The sequence below is a fragment of the Nocardia salmonicida NBRC 13393 genome (assembly GCF_001613085.1).
GTDB classification, from domain to species: Bacteria; Actinomycetota; Actinomycetes; order Mycobacteriales; family Mycobacteriaceae; genus Nocardia; species Nocardia salmonicida.
This window is the reverse complement of sequence record NZ_BDBR01000024.1, coordinates 146,981-166,581: the sequence shown is the minus strand read 5'-3', so window position 1 is coordinate 166,581 and position 19,601 is coordinate 146,981. Positions and strand designations below refer to the sequence as shown.

At 64.0% G+C, this 19,601-nt stretch carries 16 protein-coding genes; 5 read left to right on the top strand and 11 right to left on the bottom strand.

What is annotated here, in order from left to right:
- The 4 genes from NS1_RS23550 to NS1_RS23535 all read left to right on the top strand — a co-directional run.
- A partial coding sequence (locus NS1_RS23550) for a LuxR C-terminal-related transcriptional regulator (protein WP_169812819.1) occupies nt 1-967 on the top strand: 967 nt, incomplete at its 5' end.
- Between the two features lie 42 nt (nt 968-1,009).
- The gene (locus NS1_RS23545; RefSeq protein ID WP_062987816.1) at nt 1,010-2,101 is read left to right on the top strand and encodes a hypothetical protein; all 1,092 of its coding nucleotides are present in this window, start codon (nt 1,010-1,012) and stop codon (nt 2,099-2,101) included.
- Between the two features lie 118 nt (nt 2,102-2,219).
- Nucleotides 2,220-3,581 (top strand): S1 family peptidase, encoded by a 1,362-nt coding sequence (locus NS1_RS23540; protein ID WP_063816241.1) that lies wholly within the window; start codon nt 2,220-2,222, stop codon nt 3,579-3,581.
- Between the two features lie 154 nt (nt 3,582-3,735).
- Nucleotides 3,736-4,995: a S1 family peptidase gene (locus tag NS1_RS23535; RefSeq protein WP_062987814.1), complete on the top strand. Its 1,260-nt coding sequence runs from the start codon at nt 3,736-3,738 to the stop codon at nt 4,993-4,995.
- 336 nt (nt 4,996-5,331) lie between these two features.
- Here the strand turns inward: NS1_RS23535 and NS1_RS23530 are convergent, their stop codons facing one another.
- The 11 genes from NS1_RS23530 to NS1_RS23480 form a co-directional block, all read right to left on the bottom strand.
- Nucleotides 5,332-6,051 carry a DUF8020 domain-containing protein gene (locus NS1_RS23530; RefSeq protein ID WP_062987812.1) on the bottom strand — a complete coding sequence of 240 codons (720 nt, stop codon included), beginning with the start codon at nt 6,049-6,051 and terminating at the stop codon, nt 5,332-5,334.
- A gap of 312 nt (nt 6,052-6,363) precedes the next feature.
- The gene (locus NS1_RS23525; protein WP_255284658.1) at nt 6,364-7,377 is read right to left on the bottom strand and encodes a threonine/serine dehydratase; all 1,014 of its coding nucleotides are present in this window, start codon (nt 7,375-7,377) and stop codon (nt 6,364-6,366) included.
- Nucleotides 7,377-8,153, bottom strand: coding sequence for an ABC transporter permease (locus tag NS1_RS23520; protein WP_157125359.1), 777 nt, complete (start codon nt 8,151-8,153; stop codon nt 7,377-7,379). The genes NS1_RS23525 and NS1_RS23520 overlap by 1 nt, the downstream gene beginning before the upstream one ends.
- Nucleotides 8,154-8,182: 29 nt before the next feature.
- Nucleotides 8,183-9,349: an ABC transporter substrate-binding protein gene (locus tag NS1_RS23515; protein WP_062987806.1), complete on the bottom strand. Its 1,167-nt coding sequence runs from the start codon at nt 9,347-9,349 to the stop codon at nt 8,183-8,185.
- Nucleotides 9,346-10,011 (bottom strand): ABC transporter ATP-binding protein, encoded by a 666-nt coding sequence (locus NS1_RS23510; protein ID WP_255284657.1) that lies wholly within the window; start codon nt 10,009-10,011, stop codon nt 9,346-9,348. Before NS1_RS23510 ends, NS1_RS23515 begins: the two co-directional genes overlap by 4 nt.
- A gap of 145 nt (nt 10,012-10,156) precedes the next feature.
- Nucleotides 10,157-10,786 (bottom strand): class I SAM-dependent methyltransferase, encoded by a 630-nt coding sequence (locus NS1_RS23505; protein WP_062987804.1) that lies wholly within the window; start codon nt 10,784-10,786, stop codon nt 10,157-10,159.
- A 33-nt stretch (nt 10,787-10,819) separates the two neighbouring features.
- Entirely contained in the window at nt 10,820-12,208 is a 1,389-nt protein-coding gene (locus tag NS1_RS23500) for a cytochrome P450 (protein WP_169812818.1), read from the bottom strand.
- A 109-nt stretch (nt 12,209-12,317) separates the two neighbouring features.
- Complete coding sequence (locus tag NS1_RS23495) at nt 12,318-13,001, bottom strand: class I SAM-dependent methyltransferase (protein ID WP_062987800.1); 684 nt, start codon at nt 12,999-13,001, stop codon at nt 12,318-12,320.
- Between the two features lie 65 nt (nt 13,002-13,066).
- A complete protein-coding gene (locus NS1_RS23490) occupies nt 13,067-16,309 on the bottom strand; it encodes a thiamine pyrophosphate-binding protein (RefSeq protein ID WP_062987798.1) in 3,243 nt (1,080 codons plus the stop codon).
- Entirely contained in the window at nt 16,306-17,379 is a 1,074-nt protein-coding gene (locus NS1_RS23485) for an aminotransferase class I/II-fold pyridoxal phosphate-dependent enzyme (protein ID WP_062987796.1), read from the bottom strand. Before NS1_RS23485 ends, NS1_RS23490 begins: the two co-directional genes overlap by 4 nt.
- Before the next feature lie 18 nt (nt 17,380-17,397).
- Nucleotides 17,398-18,459 carry a UbiA family prenyltransferase gene (locus tag NS1_RS23480; RefSeq protein WP_157125356.1) on the bottom strand — a complete coding sequence of 354 codons (1,062 nt, stop codon included), beginning with the start codon at nt 18,457-18,459 and terminating at the stop codon, nt 17,398-17,400.
- Between the two features lie 264 nt (nt 18,460-18,723).
- Between NS1_RS23480 and NS1_RS23475 the strand changes: the two genes are divergently transcribed.
- Complete coding sequence (locus tag NS1_RS23475; protein ID WP_062987793.1) at nt 18,724-19,584, top strand: haloalkane dehalogenase; 861 nt, start codon at nt 18,724-18,726, stop codon at nt 19,582-19,584.
- Nucleotides 19,585-19,601 lie beyond the last annotated feature (17 nt).

Here is a 19,601-nt window from a genome sequence, read left to right as displayed (position 1 = left end):
TAGCCGACAGCTTCCGGTGCTCACCGCGTGGACCGCGCTGCTCGGCGGCGACGAACGCCGCGCCGCGAGCACCCTCGCCGACATCGACATTCGCACCCTCGCGCCACGCGATCAGCTTCTCGCCCACGCCCTGACCGTGGGCCTGGCCCGCCGCGGCGGCGACCACGCCGCCCTGGCGCACGCGTGGCAGGTGGCCTGTCCCCTGTTCGACGAGCTGGAAGCCGACCTGCTGAGCCTGTTGCCGATCGGCGAACTGTGGCTGGCAGGCACCCGCTTGGGAGACGTGCGCCGGATCGAGCCGCTCGTCGACGCCGCGCGGGCGCTGGTCCGCAAGCTCGGCCGCGCCCCCGCCTGGACCAATTCGTTCCACTGGTACGGGGTACAGGCCGCGCTGGCCGACGAGTCACCTCGCGCCCTACTGCCCCACGCCCATGCACTGAAGACGGCGGCGGAAGCGGGTGACCGGCAGGCCGCAGTGCTCGCCGACGCCGGGCGCACCTGGTTGCTAGTGCTGCGCGGACAGGTGGCCGCGGCCGACGTGCAGGCCGCGGTGTCGGCACTGGCCGAACTCGGACTCACCTGGGACGCCGCCCGACTCGCCAGCGAGGCCGCCCTCGCGGCAGGTGATTCGACAACCGCGACGGCCTTGCTCAAACTCGCGCGGTCGGTGCGCACCCAGTCCCAGCCGGTCGAGCCCCCACGACCGACCGCACACCCGCTGCCGCAGGTAACCGCCGGTCGCACGCCGCTGACCAGCGAGTCCAGCGCATTGAGCGACCGTGAACGCGAGGTGGCCGAACTGGTACTGCTCGGTCTGACCTATCGCGAGATCGGCGCGAGGCTGTACATTTCCGCGAAGACCGTCGAGCATCACGTCGCGCGAATCCGACGTCGAATAGGCGCGCGCTCACGATCGGAATTACTGTCAATGCTGCGCGCGATGGGACACGGCCAACTGCTGGTGTGACTCGCGCGGACGATCTATGCCGAAGTGAGGGGTGTACCGCCGATGGCCACTGGGGTCGGCCTGCGTATCGCCGATGACGAATGCATCGCCGCGGTGGTCACCGAGGACGGCACGGTTCAGGTCATCGAGCGTGCTTCGGTCCTGCACATGTCCGACGAAGGTGACGCCGCCCTCGGCGGACCCGCACCCACCGGGCACGCCCACTCGATCGCCGGATTCGTGCGCGCGATCGGCGACCCGGCCGGTGTCGATGTCGACGGCGGCGAGGCCTATCGCGCCGAAGACCTCCTCGCGACGGCCATGTTCTGCCTGATCGATCTCACCACCGAGCACCTCAGTGGTCCCGCCGAGTTCTACGCGACCCACCCCGCCGGCTGGTCGACCGAGGTCGTGCGCGGCGTGCGCGAGGCACTGGACTATCTGGGATTGAAGTCGGTGGCCCTGCTCGGCGAGGACGAACTGCCCCAGCCCGAGCACGGCGCCGATCCTGGCAAGACCTACGCCAACGCCGCCGCCCAGGCCGCGCTGGTCGCGGTGCTGGCCACCCCGGCGGGCGCGACCCCGCCCGATCCGATCGTCACCGAGAACGCCACGGTCGCCACCGATGTGATGCCCGCGCTGGAGCCGCCCGTGGTGACCGCGCAGGCGTACTCGGCGGCGCTGCCGGTCACCCCCCTGCCGACGAAGGCGATGGCACCGGTCGCGCCCGCCCCGATCGCCGAGCCCGCGGTGGTGCCCGCCACGAAGCCCACCCGCAGCAAGACCCCATTGCTGATCGCCGCCGCCGCGCTCATCGGCCTGCTGCTCGGCGGCGTCGCTGTCTCGGTGCTGATCCGTGACGCCGAAACCACCCAGCCCCCCACGATTTCCGATGCCCGCCCGGAAACGCTGACCCCCACCTCGGCACCCGCGCCGCCCCCGCCGCCGGTCGTCGAATCGACCCCGCCGGTCACCACCACCGTCGAGCCGGAGCCGACGACCACCACCGAGGCGCCGCCGACGACCACCCCGGAACCGACGACCACGCCGCCGACGACCACGCCGAGCCCCACCACCAGCCGTCCGCGGTCGCCCTTCGGGACCTACCCACCGGGTTATCTCCCCGCGCCTCTCACCATCCCGGGTCAGCGCTGAATCCAGCAGCCGGACGGTAACCGAGCCAGCTGAGCGAGCGTGCCTTAGAGTGATGCGCTGACCGACATGATCGCCGCCGGCGGTGTTCTCGGTCACTGGTTGTCGACGAAGGGATTTCATGCGCAAGTTGGTGGCGCGTCGCGCCGCGGTCAAGGCAGCCTCCGCCGGGTTCGCCGCGACTGTTCTACTCGCACCCCTGCTCGGATCCGGTATCGCGTACTCGGAACCCGTTGCGCCACTACAACTTTCAGCCGACGCGTTACCCGGCGAATTGGTGACCGCGCTGGCACGTGATCTCGGGATGACCCCCACCGAGTACCTCGATCGCGCCGCGCGCGCCCAGCAGTTGCGCGACTACGCGACCGATTTCCGCGCCGCCAACCCCGATACCTTCGCCGGCGCCTGGCTCACGCCGGAAGGCAAGGCGGTCGTCGCCACCACCGATGCCGAGGCGGGCAAGCTCGTCACCGCCGCCGGCTACCAGACCCACCTCGCGCCGATCTCGGCCGGTGGACTGGAAGGCGCGCTGGTGCAACTGAGTCAGTGGGTCGCGAGCCTGCCGCCCGCCATCTCCGCGCCGATCAGCTCGATCGCGATCGACGCGCTCAACAGCCAGCTGGTGCTCAACGTGGCCAACACCGGCCCCGGCCACATGCTCAACCTGCCGACCCTGATCGCCACCATCAAGGTGGTGCTCTCGCCCGGCGGCGGTGGTCCGGTGGAATACAAGCCGATGGGCGGCGACACCTACATCACCGCGAAGAAGGACCTGCACGACGCCGACCTGCGCGGCGTGGATGTCTGCTCGTTCGGGTTCAACAGCACCGACGCCGCGGGTAACGCGCTCAATATCTCCGCGGGCCACTGCAACCCGAACGTCGACAACGGCGGCACGGCCGCGGTCTACGTACCGCACGTGCGCGATATCCCCAACAGCCCCGAGGTCGGCTCGTTCGCCCGCTCGGTGCTCGGCGGGCCCGCCTCGCTCGACTACTCGGTGATCAAGCTCAACGAGCGCGCGGTGAACGCGGGCATGGACCAGCCTCGGGTGCGCGGCGCCGAAGGCACCACCCTGACGCTCACCGGCACCGCCGAACCCGTCACCGGCGCGCCGGTCTGCAAGACCGGTCAGTCCTCCACCTTCACCTGTGGTTTCGTCTCGGCTGACCACGTGGAGACCCAGCTGTTCACCGAGACGGGCGTCAGCAAGACGATCCGCGGCTTCGCCAGCACCGCCTGCACCCTCGGCGGCGACAGCGGCGGCGCCATCGTGTCGGGCACGCTCGCCCTCGGCATCACCAGCGGCTCGAACGCCTCCGGCGCGCCCAACTGCACCGAGGCCAACACCCAGCTCGCCCCCTACGGCGGCACCGCTTCCCTCGGCATCCCGATCCGGCCCATCCTGGCCGATATCGAGGCCACTTCCGGCGGCGGGCTCGGCAGCGGAATCATGGTGCGCACCAAGCCCAACGCGGGCTGAGCGGGGACAAATCACCGACCGGACCGGGTGAGCGAAATCTCTTGCCCGGTCCGAGTAGGCATAAGTCGCTCGAGCCCATATAGTTCGGACCATGCTCCTGCCACGTATGGGTCGTACCCCGTCCGCGCGAAGCTCGAGAAGAGCTCGGAAATCCATGATCGCCGCTTCGGCGGCGTTTCTGCTGTTCGGCCCCACGATGGCGGTCGCCGACGCGCAGCCCGCGCCCGCCGACCTGCCCGCCCAGCTCATCGAGGCAGTCACCCGCGATCTGAAGATCTCCCCCGACGAGTACCTGCGCCGCGCCGATGTCGCGCAGCAGGTCGCCGCGTTCTCCACCACCGCGCAGCGCCAGTTCCCGCAGGTCTTCGCCGGTTCCTGGCTGAGCGATCAGGGCAACGCCGTCGTCGCGCTGTCGCACGGCCCCGGCGCCGACCATGCCCGTGAAGCCGCGCAGTCGGCCGGTTTCGAGGTTCGCAACGTCGCCAAGAGCGAGTCCACTCTGCGCGGTGAGAAGACCGCCTTCGAGAACTGGCTCGCCGCCGCGCCGCCGGAGATCTCCGCGCTGGTGCGTGGCGTCGTCGTGGACACCGTGAACAACTCGATCGCGGTCCGCGTGCAGCAGGCCGGGCTTCCGCTGCCCAGCTTCATCGACCCCTCCCGCGTCATCGTCACCGCGCCGCCGGTGGCAGGCGAGCGCGTCGACCTGTCCGCCACCCCCATCGCCGGTGACGGCAACGGCGCGCTGGCAGGCGGCGACGCCTACGCCTCCATCGTGGGCCGTAGCTCGCTGCGCTGCTCGCTCGGCTTCAACGGCACCGACCGCGCCGGCAACGTCATCAACATCTCGGCGGGCCACTGCAACCCCGACATCGAGTCGGCGGGCACCGGCAACGCCGCCGCCGTCTACGAGATCAACGGCGACCGTGCGGGCGCCCAGCTCGGCACCTTCCAGAAGTCGGTGCTCGGCGAGCAGGACTACTCGATCATCCGGGTCAACGACAACGCGCGTGCCCGCTTCGAGAACAACCTGGTCCGCATCCCCGGCCAGGCCCCCATCGCCGTCGACGGCGTGGCCACCCCTGTGGTCGGCGCTCCCGTCTGCAAGTCCGGTGCCCGCACCGGCTTCAGCTGCGGCGTGATCAACGGCGTCGACCAGACCGTCCAGGTCGGCGACCGTCAGCTCACCCAGAGCTTCTCGGCCAACATCTGCGCCCTCCCCGGCGACTCCGGCGGCGCCATCGTCACCGGCCGCCTCGCCCTCGGCATCTCCAGCGCCTCCTCGGTCGCCGACTTCCCCATCTGCGAGATCCCGAACATCATCGGCGCCCTCACCGGCGACACTCCCCAGCTGTTCGCCCAGCCCCTGACCGTCGTCCTCTCGGACAACCCCGGCCTGGCGGTCCGCACCAACTGATCACCACCATGTAGGCACAGAGCAGCCCCAAAGAGGCCGGTAGCGCTCCCGCTACCGGCCTTTTGCTGGTTGTTGACCCCCCGGGGGGGCCAGGGGCGATACCTCAGCAGGGCACGCGGCGGGACGACCGTTGACTCTCTCGGCCCTTGGTGTCGAGTGCCGCGACCAGCGGCTGATACGCCGCGGATACGGGCCGTGCACACCACGCCCGCCGACTCGGTGCTCACAACATTCGGCTCGGGCTCCACACCACGAACAACAACACATCTGGCAACGCAAAAGGCCCCGCTCCGAAGAGCGGGGCCTCTGCAGGAACCTATTAGATCGTAGGCCTGATCACTTGGCCGCAGCAGCAACCGGCTTTTCGGCCCATGCGGTGGTGCCGTCCGGCGCCTGCATGATGTTCAGCAGCTCGAAACCGGCGACAGCCATGGTCGGACCACCGATAGCGACCATCCCGAGGATGCCACCGACCGCGGCACCGGTGCCGAAGCCCGGGATGCAGCCGATCGCCGGAATGATGATGCCGCCGATGACACAACCGACGAGCGCGCCGATGGCGGTGCCCACGAAGGTACCGATCGCGGTGCCGATGCTGAACTTGCTCGAGAAGTCGTTGATCGCCTTCTGATTCTCCTGTACCGAAGCGATCGGAGCGGCTCGGAGAACCGGCGCCGGAGCGAGCGCGTCACGGCTGATCTCGACGCCCGCGGGCTTCTCCGGGGTCAGCAGCAAAGTCGACGAGGACTTGTCGACTTCGGTCTTGATCGGGATCTCGGCGCCACCGATGGCGTATTCGATCGGCAGCGAGATCACGACAGCCCCCCGACTGTCCTTGACCTCAGCGACTTTGGTCTTGGGAGCTTCTGGCGTCTCGCCCGCCTGCTCGACGAGAGAGAAGGTGCCGTTCTGCAGGGTTGCAACAACGGTCTTGTCGACTAGTTTGACCGAGTACTTGATGTCCTGCGGCGCGTCTTCGGCATGGGCGGTGCCCATGGCAACGGTCATCGCCCCGATAACCAGTGCGGCAGCCGCAGTGGTCCTACGGAAGTTCATTCAGGTTCCAATCATCAGGTGTGGTGCGGCGTGCGATCAATCGACACGCGAGACTCGTCAAGCGGGAACATCCCTATGAGGTGTCCCCTACTTCTCCCCGAGCAGTGTGAAGACCGGCACAGCATGCAGAACAGCTGGAGCTTAATCGACCGAAACCCCGGAGACCAGAAGGAATTTCGGCGGAGCTAGTTAGCCTGGCCTTATCTCCACCATGGACAACATACGGTTTGCGGTGTTCAGCAGTGTCGCGAAATCTCAGAGGCAATCATTTTTGTGATATTCACCACAGTTGCTGGGATGTCGCGAACAAGATCAACGACAGCGGCCGTCCGGCAGCGCGGCGAGGTCGGCAGGATCCGCGTTGGCACCGCATAGGACTATGCACACTACTTCCCCGGGCTCAGGACGATACGCACCGGTAACGATTGCGGCGAGGGCAGTGGCGGCTCCGGGCTCGACCGCGAGACGGTGCTGATCCCACAGAAGTCCGCGGGCGGAGACGATTGCAGTGTCGGGGACCAGAACAGACCTACTGTCGGACCGAGCCGCGGCGTTGAGGGCCATCAACGTCGTTGTACGTGCGCCGAGTGAATCAGCGGCGATCGAATCGACCTGAACCGGCTCAGGGCTACCGGCGGCCAGGGCCGCGTTGAATGCCCGGGAGTTCTGGGGTTCGACGCCGACGACCCGAATTCCATAGTGCGCTGCCGCGGTGGCGATCCCAGCGAAGAGACCGCCGCCACCCACCGCAACAACGACGGTGTCCACGGTCGGGAGCCGTTCCAGGATCTCCGCCATCAGGGTTCCCGCGCCGGCTGCGATATCAGGGTGGTCGAACGCATGAGACTTCAAGGCGCCCACCGAAACCGCGAATTCGTCGCACGCAGCCGCGGCGTCCGCGTAGGTGGACCCGACCATCCGCACGCTGGCGCCGTATCGCGCGAGCCTGTCGACCTTCACCCTGGGCGTCTTCTCAGGGAGGAACACCGTTGCGGGAACACCACGGCGCTGGCAAGCCCACGCGCAGGCCAAGCCTGCATTGCCGCCCGAGGCGATCGCCACTCCCATCGCCGGCACCGCTGCGTCCTCGAGATGCGCGGCCAGGAAGTTCACGGCGCCGCGCGCTTTGAAAGAACCGGTGTGCTGCATGAACTCCAGCGCCATCCACACCGAGGCAGGGCCGTCGATCATCGCCGAATCAGCCGGTGCGAGGGAAACTGTGCGGATGTGACCGCGGATCCGGTCAGCGGCTCTCTTCACATCGATTTCGGTAAGTTCGTGAGAATGATCCATAGCAATCCTTGATCGATTATCCAGCGATTTCATCAAGTCGTACGTTGATGACGGGTCCGGCCTGGGACGTAGCCCGCTACGAAATCCACGGCCGATCCCAGCAGGCCGATGAGCAGTATGATTGCCACAACCTGGTCGTACGCCAACTGATCGCGTGCGTTGAGGATCTGATAGCCCAGACCCGACCTGACACCGAGCATCTCAGCGGGGACAAGAACGATCCACGCCGTTCCGAGACCGAGTCGCAGGCCCGTCCGAATATGATCACGTACCGCAGGGATTATCACGACCCGAACTTGCTCGGCTCGGGTGGCGTGAAAGGACCGTGCGACGTCCAGAAATCCGCGGTCGATAGCATGGACTCCAGCAACAGTATTCAACATAATCGGCCATACTGCGGCTGCTGCGATGAGGAAATATACCGGCTGATTGCCGATACCGAACAGTGCGATCGCAATCGGTGTCCACGATAAGGGGGATATCATCCGCAAAAACTGCACAATTGGTGACGCCGCCTGTTCGGCCCGCGTGCTCAGGCCGATGAGCAGACCCATCGGAATACCGATAACCATCGCGATGGCCAGGCCGATGAACAACCGCCACAAGCTTATCGCAGAGTCGGAAACCAGCACACCGCGCTGATACAGTTCAGCGATCGCGGGCAGCACATGTTGCGGCGCGGTCTGCCGTAACAGCGAGTGATCCGGCGACAATACAGTGGTCACTGTCCACCAGAGAAATATCGCCAGCGTGATTGCCGCCGCTGCGGGCCAGGCCTTGGCAGCTGCCGATCTGGTTGCGGTCTGCAGAGCGGGTTTTGATCGAACAGTAGTTGAAGTCACGACAGATGCACCTGTTCAATTCTCTCGAGATCAGCGGGCAATCCAAATGCCTGCGGTCCACCTCTTGCACGCATTGAATTCAGCACGAAGGTGTCGTCTACCAGCTCATTGTGCGCACTGCTCGGGTCTATGCCGTCCAGAAAGCTACGGTCACCATCGGCTACCGTTTCGTGCATCGCTTCGACCAGCCGCCGAGTGAAACTCGGATACGGGTACGGCTGGAACCCGATCAGCTGTGGTGCCCAATCAGGGCGTCGAAGCTGATACGGCGGCTCCGGATAAGCGAGCGCTGTACGAATCGCGGGCAGCGGCTGCGGGAGATAGCTGCCAGATGTCAAAGCGGCTGCGGAGCCATTCCGATCCCCGTTTATCCGCAGTTGAGCGGAAACCACGGCATCAGTGACTTGCTGCACCGCCGACGGCCGCTCAGCTATCACATCGTCCCTGGTAACCAGAACACAACAGGCGTGCTCACGCCACACGTCACCCAGGAAGACGTGGATTCGCCCGATCTTTTTGATCTGTGCAATGGCATTGAACGGATCCGCCACCACAAATCCTGAAATCGACCGGTTCGCCAGAGCTGGAACCATATCTGACGGGCTCATGACGACGAGTTCGACCGTGCGTTTGGATCGAGATGCACTTCGTCGGATGACCGGTGTGATGTCGTGCGCTCGCAGAAGCTGCTGTAGGACGATATTGTGAATCGACCACCAGAAGGGGATCGCCACTTGAGTTCCCGCCAGCTGTTCCAGCTCCGTGATGTCGGGGGCGACGGTAAGCGCTGAGCCATTGGTATGGTTCCATCCCAGAACTCGCACGCCTGCGCCCAGCACATGTTTGAGTTGCAGTGCCATCGGCATCAATAAATGCGCAACGTCGATCTCGCGAGACACGAATGCCTCTGCCAGACCGGCCCAGCTTCGAAACATCACAGGCTTGTGGCTACTTGCCGAGCCGACCGGGTAGAGACCCGACGAATGCGCGATCAGCAACGGTGCTGCGTCGGTGATCGGAAGGTAGCCGATGCGCAGGGTCGGCTCCGGTCGCTGCCCAGCGGTTGCCGCGCTGTGGACAAGGTCAGCCGAGCCGAAAAGACCGGCGGAGACGGTGAGTCCTGTAGCCCCTGTCAACAGGTGCCGTCTCGAGAAGTTGGTCACGGAACTACGACCTCGACCGGGTGGTACTGCTGGAGGATATCCGCGCGGAGCGCGGCTGCATCGCGGCAATCCCGTATCTCCCGCCATTCACGACGAATTCTTCCCTGGTCGAGCAGGACGATGCGGTCGGACAACGAGATCGCTTCGTCGACATCGTGCGTAATGAGCACGACAGTGGTATCGATGCCGGCCACCAGCTCCGCCAGCCACTGCTGTAAGTCGATCCGAGTAGCGGGGTCCAAGGCGCTGAACGGCTCGTCGAGCAGGAGCAGACGGGGCCGCGTCGCGGCCGCGCGCAGCACAGCTACGCGCTGTGCCTGACCACCGGACAACTCACTCGGAAGTCGCTTCGCGAGGCCGTCCAATCCGAATCGCGCCAACAAGGATTCGGGATACCGCTGGTCGAATCCACGACGGTGAACGGCAAAACAGCTTGCCAGGGAGATATTCTCGATAACAGTGAGCCAAGGCATCAGCAGAGGCTGCTGGAATACCATCCCGGTACGTGGCCGGGCACCGTCCGAGCTCCAGCTGATCGTGCCGGTCGTGAGCTGCTCCAATCCGGCCAATACCCGCAGAATCGTGGACTTCCCACTGCCGCTCGGTCCGAGCACAGCCAAGAACTCGCCGCGGTCGACCGAGATGTCCACGTTGTCCAGCACGACGCTGTCGCCGAACTTCTTGCTCCCGCCATCGACTTTCAGTTCACAGATACTCAAGTCGGCCTCTTCCCACAGTCGTTCGCCTCCGGACGCCGCGCGCACCGACGCTGGACACGACGATGCGCGCGGTACGCCTGGCCTCTGCCTACGCGCCTTTGACGCCGGTCAGTCGCGTGTAGATTCCGCCGTGCAGGCTGTCGACGACGACCTCGCTCAGCTGATCGCGGAATACCTGCTCGAACGGGTGGAGTTCCCGGAAATGAGATCCGACGATGCCCGACTTCACAAAGTTGTAGCCGTTTATCGGATAGCGACTGAGGCCGGTCGTGCGTGGCAGAGCGTCGATGATCCGCACGAGGGTGCCTGGCGCGAGATTGTCGAGCAACTCCGCCAACTTCTGCGACGGGTGCGGCACACAACTCATCGCGATGCAGCTGAAAACCACATCGACGTCCTGATTGACCGGGAGTTTCGCGATATCCTCGGTGACCAATGAGACATTAGTCCATTTGTTCTCGACCACACGCTTCTCTGCCTTTCCGAGAATGGCAGCATTGTTGTCCACGCCGACCACATGTCCCGTCGGACCGACCGCTTCGAGCAACGCCGGAAAGGCGAGGCCGGTCCCACACCCGAGGTCGGCCACCTTTTTCCCGGTCAGATCGAGACCTTCGACCAGACCAGGGTGCAACTTGTCGATACCGCCCAGGGACAGAAACCACGCCGTCCTGTCGTAAATCGGTGCCGCAATATCGTACCGCTCTGCGAATTTCATTCGAATCTCTCAGATTTCTCTAGGTCGGACAAATTATCGTGGAGTCAGTCGGACGTTGAACCCGCCCTTGATCATCGGCGCCAGGCCGGGGTCCTCTTTCAGCGACCAATTCGGGGGCAGTTCGATCTTGTACCGACCGAAGATCAAGGCAACGAGGTACGGGGCGATCAGGTATCCCAGTTGGGCACCGGTGCAACGATGCGGCCCCCCACCCCAGGCCAGGTAGGGCAGCAACCGCGGCGCATCCACGCGCTTGCTGTTGTCGAGGAAGCGATTCGGATCGAACTTGTCGGGATCGGTCCACCAACGCTCATCGCGATGAATCGTCGAGATGGGAATCCCGAGCATAGTGTTCGGTGCGATGTCGTAGCCCTGGAAGGTTGCCCCCTTCGAAGTGAACCGGAGCAACAGCGGCAGCCCTTGCATTCGCATCGACTCTTCGAAGCACGATTTCACCCAACGCATGCTGCGTACCGACTCGATGGTCGGGTCGGCGAGATCGACAGTGTCTACCTCCTCCACCAAGCGATCCTTCGCCTCCTCGGCGAGGCAGGTGCGAACGACAGTCTGCGTAATGGCGCCGGCCGTTGTGCCATACGACGCACTGGTCATCGTCGCCACGTCGAAACACAGGTCCCAGAACGTCATCGGGGTCTTCAGCTTCTTGTACCCCAAAAGCATGCCGTCCAAGACATCGCCATAGGTTCCCAATGACGGCGAGTTCTGCCGCTCGACAACTCGGTTCTTGACAATCTTCCCCGCCGAGTACACCGCCCACGGACGGATGTTGTACCGACCCCACGGACGTACCAGATTCGGCGGATCAGCGATCTTCAGCGTCGATCCGAGAAACTTCGTGAACGTCGAGAGACCGTCGTGCAGATCATGGATTTCGTCGGGAGTGAACGGCTCCGTGAAAGTCTGCTTCAGCACGCCTCGCAAAAGGGTCTGAAATATCGCTTCCTGGAGGTCGGTAACGCCATCGGCGTCGGTCGCTGCGGCGATATTCGACTCGAGGCTCGCGAGATAGGCTTCAGCGTTCGCATCGAACGTGCTTTGCAGACCGCCTCGCGTGACCAGCGGACTGACGACCCGGCGCCGCTCTCGGAAGATCTCTCCCTCGATGAAAGACAACCCGTTCTGCCGCTTTGCGACCGCAGGATGGTAGTTTCCGAACTTGCTGTAATCGCCGGAGGTGTCTCCCATCGCCTTGTGTGCGTCTTCCGGGTTACCCAGTACGACCACGTCCCGAAGCGGGAGCTTGATTCGGACGACATCACCGTATCGGCGGACCGCATCACGCAAGAATTTGTTGCGATCTTTCGAATATTCGGGATACGAACCCATCAAGCGATGGCCGGGCGGTCCGGGCAGATGACTATTCGAGAGTCGGCGGCTGGTTATGCCGGTGACGGAGGGCACCTTTTGCTCCGTAGCATGTGGGCATTTTTCGGGCATTACGAACCTTTCCCTTACGGGTGGACTGCCAAGAATTTGTCTACATCGATGCGCCCGTGGCGCTGTGGCTGAGCTAGGCCGAGGGGCTCTTCCGGAACACGTAAGCGCGGACTAGACCGCCGAGGTGCCTGCCTGCCGATTCCAGCCTCAAGCCGGCATGTTCGCAGCGCACAACAGTGTGTTGCGCGCCGCGATCCATCTCCACCTCTCGGGTCATGTGGGCAACGGAGTCCATGCCGACCAAACCCGCGACCCCGCGGATCAGCCATAGGCGAAATTTGAGGACATTCCGCAGCAGCGGGCTGTCCGGCATCGCGAGCTCGATCAGCAGAAAGCGTCCGTCGTCGCGCAGCACCCGCACCGTCTCGGTAAGGGCCGCCGACGGGTCGTCCATGTCGTCGAGTGCGAAACACATCACGGCAGCGTCGAAACTCGACGACTCGAAGGCCAAGGATTCCGCGCTGCCACACGCCAGCCGCCACTCGCTGTGGGGTCGCTCCCTGCGCAGCCGCTCGAACTTGCGTTCTGCCACCTCGAGCATCTGCTCATTGAGGTCGACAGCACAGTAGGAGATCGGTACGTGGTACTCAGCGGCGAGCGCAGATCCGATCTCGGCCGTTCCCGCGGCGATATCGAGCACGTCAGCGCCGGGCTCGAGACGCAGTGCGCGGACCGCCCTGCGACGAAGCCTCTTGTCGCCACCCAGAGTGAGGGCCGAATTGACCAAGTCATAGCGCGGAGCTATTTTCGTGAACATTGCCTGCGGCGTGGCAGGACGCGTCCCGACCATTCAGATCTCTTCTCGCTCGTTTCCGGTACGTTTCACCGGCGCGGGTCCGCGCCGCGAATGATCCGCACGGTCTTTTCTGCACCGAAAGCCATCAAGGTGGACCAGGCGCCGGAGCGCGCGCTCTTGCCGTCGCGCAACCAACCTGCAAGCAGACCGGCGAACTGACGAATGTGCGCACGTCCTGCAAGCACGGGGGCTTCCGTCGCGGGGACGCGTGCGTCGATGAGCATCGGACCATCGCTGCCTAGCGCAGTGCGGAATGCGTTACCGAATTCCTTGGAGGTCCGCACCGTGACCGCGGACAGGCCGCAATGCCGGGCAAAGCTCGCGAAATCGACCTCGTGGAATGCGGACGACCGGTCCGGCCACCCCATGATCCAGCTCTCGAATTTGATGGCCGCCAGCGCGTTGTTGTTGAAGACCACGATCACCATCGTCGAATCGACAGTTGCGGCGTTTCTGAGTTCGGCCAGCGTGATACCGATCCCGCCGTCACCGACGATCGCCACGGAGATGTCGTCCGGATTGCGCACGGCGACATCGACTGCGGCGGGCACCGCGAATCCCATGGTCGCGAACGACGCGGTCCACAGATATCGGTGTGCCGACCGGACGTAGCGGTAGGCCCACAACGTATTGATGCCCACGTCGACACTCAGAGTCGAGGCCCGACCGGCACGCGCGAGCTCCTTGTCGATGACCTGCGCGACCGTGGCGGCCCGTAGTCGTCGGCCGTTTTCGCGAGGCCCCCGGCGCTGCGGCGTCGGCTGGGCGATGACCTCGCGCGCGGTAGCGGCGCCATCACCCAACAGTCCGACCAGCGCCTCCAACGTCTCGCGGGCATCGCCGAGCAAACCGATCGAGTCCGACGGGAGGCGGAGGAAGGTCAGCGGATCGGTGTTCACCGAGATCACCGGATTGTGCCCGACCATCTCGAACGCGGAACCCCGCCACGACACACCCACGACGACGACGAGTCGGCTCTGGCGGATCCGCTGCATCGCGTCGTCGTTTCCAGAAGTCCCCACCAAACCGGCGCAGTGCTCGCCCACGACATCCGCAGCCAACGCGCCCATCGTGCAATAGAGCGAGCTTCCGGTACGTGACGCCAACTCGATGAGCTCGGTTCGTGCGCCTGCGGCACCACGCCCGACGATGATGGCGACATCCTCGGCTGCTGTGATCAGTTCTGCCGCCCGCACAACCTCTTCGATCGCGGCAGCCGTCTTGCCTGGCAGTCCGCGCAACGAGGCCGGAATCCCAGGCGCGTTGTCCCCGAGCGCTGCACTGTTACGAGCCGATATCGCGGAACTCGACACATGGATGTGCGTCACTCCCCTGCCGCCTGCGACGACAGTCGACAACGCTTCGTGAAGGCGCGCCGAATCCTTGCCGGTGCCATCCAAAACCACCGATATCGCCGCGATCTCGGCCAGTACGTCGACGGGGTCCAGCAACCAGCGGTCGGTCTCGACGGAGATCAGGAGTACGGAAGCATTGTCGAACGAGGCGTCGTAGAGCCCGTTCAGTTGCGCGAGCAGTTCCGCCGGCGAAGTCACCACCACGCAGGCAGGAGCCCCGTCGGCCTTGAACGCCGCGGTCGCCCGCATGGCAGCCGCCTGAATATCGGCGACGACCTGCAGGTCGAGGCCGGAATCCGCGCCGGCTGTCACGCCGAGCGCGGCACAACTTCTTCTCGACAGATACGCCGAATCTATTCCCCTGCAGGTAACTGCCGCGAACAGGTGGCTGATGAACTCCACGACATCGGTGCGGGAGGTCGCTGGGGAGTCAGGCGCCGATGCCACGTCCAGCGCCGAGGTCAGGATCAGGACAGGTCCACGTTCTCGACCTGCCTCCAGCATCCTCGCACTCAGTTCGGTGGCGTCTGCCGCCCAGAACACCGCGATATCGAAGGCCTTGGCCAGATCTCGGATCGTCGCGCCGGACTCAGCGCGACAGATGACCGTTACCGGCACCTCGTAGCGCGCGGCCGTGGAAAGCTCCGCGATGTACTGGTCCAGCGCAGCGAGATCCGTCAGGGCATAGCACCGATCGTTGGTCGCCAAGGCGAGACCGATCGACATGGGCAGCGCCGACCCCTCGGCCTCGAGATTCCACGCACTGCGGATATTCGTGTGCTCGTTGAGGTACCTGCGTGCCAGCCGCAACGTCTTTCCGGGGTCGACAGCGACAGAAGCACCCGTGAGTTGTCGCGCGAGCACCTCCCAGCCGCCGGGCGCGTCCGATTTCTGCGACGAGTCGGCCGGAATCACCGATGCCTCGGCGGGTGCGCCGCGGCGATTCCACACGGCCGAGGCCAGCGCCTGCACGATCAATGGGACGTCGCCGGCGATGCCGATCCTGCGGCATCCTTCGTCGAATCCCGATGTAGCGACATCGGTGATCTCCACGATGAGATCCGCCGATGGAAAGTACCGCGCCACACCAGCAGTCGGTCTGCCGATCAGTAGTACGCTCTCCATCGCCGCCAACGGCCCGCCATCGTCCACCTGGTTCGCCGACCACTCCGGGATTCCCGACTCGGGCAGTGCAGTGAGCGGAACATCCAGCGCGTGCGCGAGCAGACGAGCGCAATCCGCAACATCGCGGCTACCCGCACCCAGCACGACGGTCGTCGGTGTCGCGCAGAGGTAGTCCGCGAGATCTTCGACGCGCTTCTTGTCCACCTCTGTCGCCGTGCGGGCGCCCAACCGGTACGGGCTCACCTGCTCGAGCGCATCGACCGGCGAATTCAGCACATCCGACGGAATCGCGACATGCGCCGACGTCTGCTCCAGCCGTACGGAAAGCACCATCTGGTCGAAGACCGCGATCTGATCGGGCGAGACGATATCCGACGATCGCCACGTGCCGTCCCGGAACAGTCGTGCCGAATCGATCTCCTGGAACGACCTCGTGCCGATCTCAGCACGCGCCACCTGACCAGATATCGCCAGCACCGGTAGGCGGTCGTACAACCCGTCGTAGACGCCGGGCAGTAGGTGTGTCGCACCGGGTCCGGCCGTACCGAAACAGACCCCGACAGTGCCCGAACCATGGGCGTACCCCACAGCCATCCAGGAGGCCGCGCTTTCGTGACGTACCGCGATCAGGTCGATGTCTGGACGACGTCCCACCGCATCCACCAGGCAATTGACCGACTCCGCCGGCATGCCGAAGATGTAGCGCACATCGTTACGAATCAGTCGGTCCACGAGGGCATCGGCGAACCGTGGACGCCCCAGCAAGTCCGCGCCGAGGTGTGTATTCATTTGCATGAAATTGGCTCCACTCGTTTGTATCCATCCGCGAGTACGTCAACGACTTCGGCGATCTGCCCGACAACGGGAACGGTGATCCGCACACCCGTGTCCGGGTACGACCGCACCGCGATCCCGGACTCGGCGAGATGCTCGACGAGCGGAACCGCAGTGTGTGTCGGCACCCAGACGAAGTTTCCGTACGAATCGGGGAGATCGATGCCTCGCCCGCGAATCGACTCGATGAACGCGGACCGGGCGCGAACCACCGAATCCACCTGACTCACCAGCTCGTCGACCACGTCCAGCGACGCGACAGCGGCTGCCACCGCCAGACGATTCACCCCGAAAGGCATCGCCATGGCTCGGCAGGCACCGATCAGGTCAGCATGGCCGACCGCGTAGCCGACGCGAAGACCAGCTAGGCCATAGGCCTTCGAAAAAGTCCGCAGGACAATCAGATTCGCGTACCGTCGGGTCATCCGCAGAATTGCCGACGGATCAGTGCTCCGATCGAATTCGATGTAGGCCTCGTCCACGATGACCACCGTGCTTCGAGGAACCCGGGACAGGACCATCTCGACCTCGTCGGGCCCTACCCGCTCGCCCGTCGGGTTGTGCGGCGCGCAGATCAGGATCGCGACCGCGTCGTCGCCGACCGCTGCCACCATCGCCTCCAGTGGCTGCCACCGACTCGGCGACCCCGGAACCGGTACCGCGATCCCGCCGGCACCCACCACCACCCGCTCGTACGCGTCGAAAGCCGGGACCGCGAAGACGACTCGTCCGCCGTGTCCGGCGACCCGGCGGACGAGGTAACCCAGCACGCCGACGCTGCCGGGCCCGACAACTACTTGATCGGGCGCGCAGTCAGCGAATCGTGCGATCGCGCTTCGCAGCGATCGGTATGACGCAGCAGGATAGGCCGCAGCGCGATCCACTTCGTCCGCGATCGCTGTGCGAACGCTCGGCCGCGGAGCGAAGGGAAGAGCATTATTCGAGAGATCTATCACGGCCGCGGAGGTATCGACTTCCTCACCGGATCGATATTCGTTCAGCAAAACTGCGTCACGCACACCCATCAACCTTTCCACGCCCCGTCACCCGATATCTTCTTTTTTGCGTGTATCAAGTTTCAGCGCATCCATTAGAAAGATGATTACCAACGATCCGGCCACGACAGTCATCGATGATATGGAAGTGTCCGCCAGTAGAATCCATGTCGACAGGTACCCAGTCGACACGATCATATCGAAACGAAGCATGTTGTTCGCCGACCGGCTGTCGGCGTTGAGGATCATCCGCGCGCATTGGATGCAGACGACCGGAAACCACCCGAGGGCGATCAGATATTTCTCGTCGAACTGTGCGCCGAACACCAGGAACAACGGCCCCAGATAGACCAGAGCCGTGGCCACCGATGCCGCGATTCCGGCCCGATTCCTTGTTCCAAAAATTGTCGCCGAGGTAGACAATCCGGCTTCACGATCACCCTCGAAGTCTGGCAGATTCTTCACCAAACCCTTGGCCGCGAACCATAGGAACAAATAGCTGGCCATGATGAAGAAGGGCCAATTCCCAGCGATCGCGGGACCGTTCTCCGTCACGGCTGGAGCCATCAGGAATGGAAAGGCGATATCCAGGGCGAAGAGGCCCAGCGACAGCATCGGCCTTGCTTTCACCCGGAACGGCGGCAAGGAGTACTGGTGGGCGATGGCGATACATACCACGGTGAGCAAGACGAATTCGGGGCCGACGACCGCCGCCGCCGCCAGCATCACGACACACACGACCCACGCGCTTCGCAACAACCGCTTTCGCCCGTACATGCCGAGCAGGTACAGCCGTGCCGGGATATTCTGATTGTCTTCGGCAATGTCCGAGTAGGCGTTGAACAGATTAGCGACCGCACTGTACATAAAGCTGATGAACAAGCCGACGAGAACATTCAGATCGATCGGCAGGCTGAGCAGCTTGCAAGCAAGATAAAACGCGAGCATTCCCGGAAGACAGGTACGCGGCCGCGCGAATGAAAGAAACAGTCCGACACGTTCGAGAACACCCGTGGCTAAACCCTCAGAGGAGTTCACCCAATCGATTCTCTTGTCTGCCGATTTGTTCAGGAATTCATCGAGCGTGGGTTTCGAAATTGTTCCAGTCACGATCACAGCCCATTCGTCATGCGCAGTTCCAATATTGCACGATCCGGACCTTACAAACGCCGATATTTACATCCCCCGTTTGTGGCCTCGCCGCGATATCGGCGGCTGATTTCGACCATACATGACAATCGAACGAGGCGGCAGATCGTCCAACCGTGACTTTCTCCAGTTGCACACAACCGCCGATCTCGAACAGTGCGATTCGCGCTAATCTGCGTGAGCGGGGTATATCAAATGAGGTCTTGTCTCGCAGAGAGGTTTTCCATGCTGATCGACTTCGTTCCCGATATAAACCTGTACCCCTTCGAGTCCCGCTGGTTCGACTCGTCGGCCGGCCGGGTCCACTACATCGACGAGGGGTCCGGACCGACCATCCTGTTCTGTCATGGTGTTCCGGCCTGGAGTTTCCTCTACCGGCACATCATCAAGGAGCTGCGTCACCGGTACCGCTGCATCGCCGTCGACTACCTCGGATTCGGCCTGTCCGAACGCCCGACGGAGTTCGGCTACACGGTCGCCGAACATATCTCGATTCTCGGCGAGCTGATCGATCATCTGCGGCTCGACGACTTCGTACTGATGGGACACGATTGGGGCGGGCCCATCGGCCTGGGCGCGGTGACCACCCGCGCGGATCGGGTACGTGGAATCGTCTTGGGTAACACGATGTTCTGGCCGCTCGAAGCAAAGGCGAACCGTATCTTCAGCCGGGTGATGCGCACCTCGCCGATGCAGCGGCGGGTGCTGGAGAAGAACTTCCTCGTCGAGCGGATCCTGCTCTCGGAGCTGGGGCGCACACTGACCGCGGCCGAGATCGATCACTACCGAATGGTGCAGCCGACCCCGGAATCCCGGCGCGGGCTCGGAGTGATCGCCCGACAGATTCGGGACGCACGTCCACTGCTGGATCAGCTGTCCCGCGACGTACCCGCCATCCTCGGGGACAAGCCCACGCTGCTGGTATGGGGCATGCGAGACATGGTATATCGCCCGAAAGCCCACATCCCCCGGATGCGTTCGGTCTTCACCGATATCGAAGTAGTCGAGCTGCCACACGCGCAACAGTTCATTCAGGAACACGCACCGAACGAGATCGCCGAGGCGATCGCGAAGCGGTTTCCGTAAGCGCACTGATGACATCG

Excerpts from the sequence above, each read along its gene's own strand:
- NS1_RS23535 (WP_062987814.1), top strand. The coding sequence starts at position 3,736 with ATGATCGCCGCTTCGGCGGCGTTTCTGCTGTTCGGCCCCACGATGGCG.
- NS1_RS23505 (WP_062987804.1), bottom strand. The coding sequence starts at position 10,786 with ATGAAATTCGCAGAGCGGTACGATATTGCGGCACCGATTTACGACAGG.
- NS1_RS23475 (WP_062987793.1), top strand. The coding sequence starts at position 18,724 with ATGCTGATCGACTTCGTTCCCGATATAAACCTGTACCCCTTCGAGTCC.
- NS1_RS23545 (WP_062987816.1), top strand. The coding sequence starts at position 1,010 with ATGGCCACTGGGGTCGGCCTGCGTATCGCCGATGACGAATGCATCGCC.
- NS1_RS23490 (WP_062987798.1), bottom strand. The coding sequence starts at position 16,309 with ATGAATACACACCTCGGCGCGGACTTGCTGGGGCGTCCACGGTTCGCC.
- NS1_RS23530 (WP_062987812.1), bottom strand. The coding sequence starts at position 6,051 with ATGAACTTCCGTAGGACCACTGCGGCTGCCGCACTGGTTATCGGGGCG.
- NS1_RS23540 (WP_063816241.1), top strand. The coding sequence starts at position 2,220 with ATGCGCAAGTTGGTGGCGCGTCGCGCCGCGGTCAAGGCAGCCTCCGCC.
- NS1_RS23525 (WP_255284658.1), bottom strand. The coding sequence starts at position 7,377 with ATGAAATCGCTGGATAATCGATCAAGGATTGCTATGGATCATTCTCAC.
- NS1_RS23485 (WP_062987796.1), bottom strand. The coding sequence starts at position 17,379 with ATGGGTGTGCGTGACGCAGTTTTGCTGAACGAATATCGATCCGGTGAG.
- NS1_RS23495 (WP_062987800.1), bottom strand. The coding sequence starts at position 13,001 with ATGTTCACGAAAATAGCTCCGCGCTATGACTTGGTCAATTCGGCCCTC.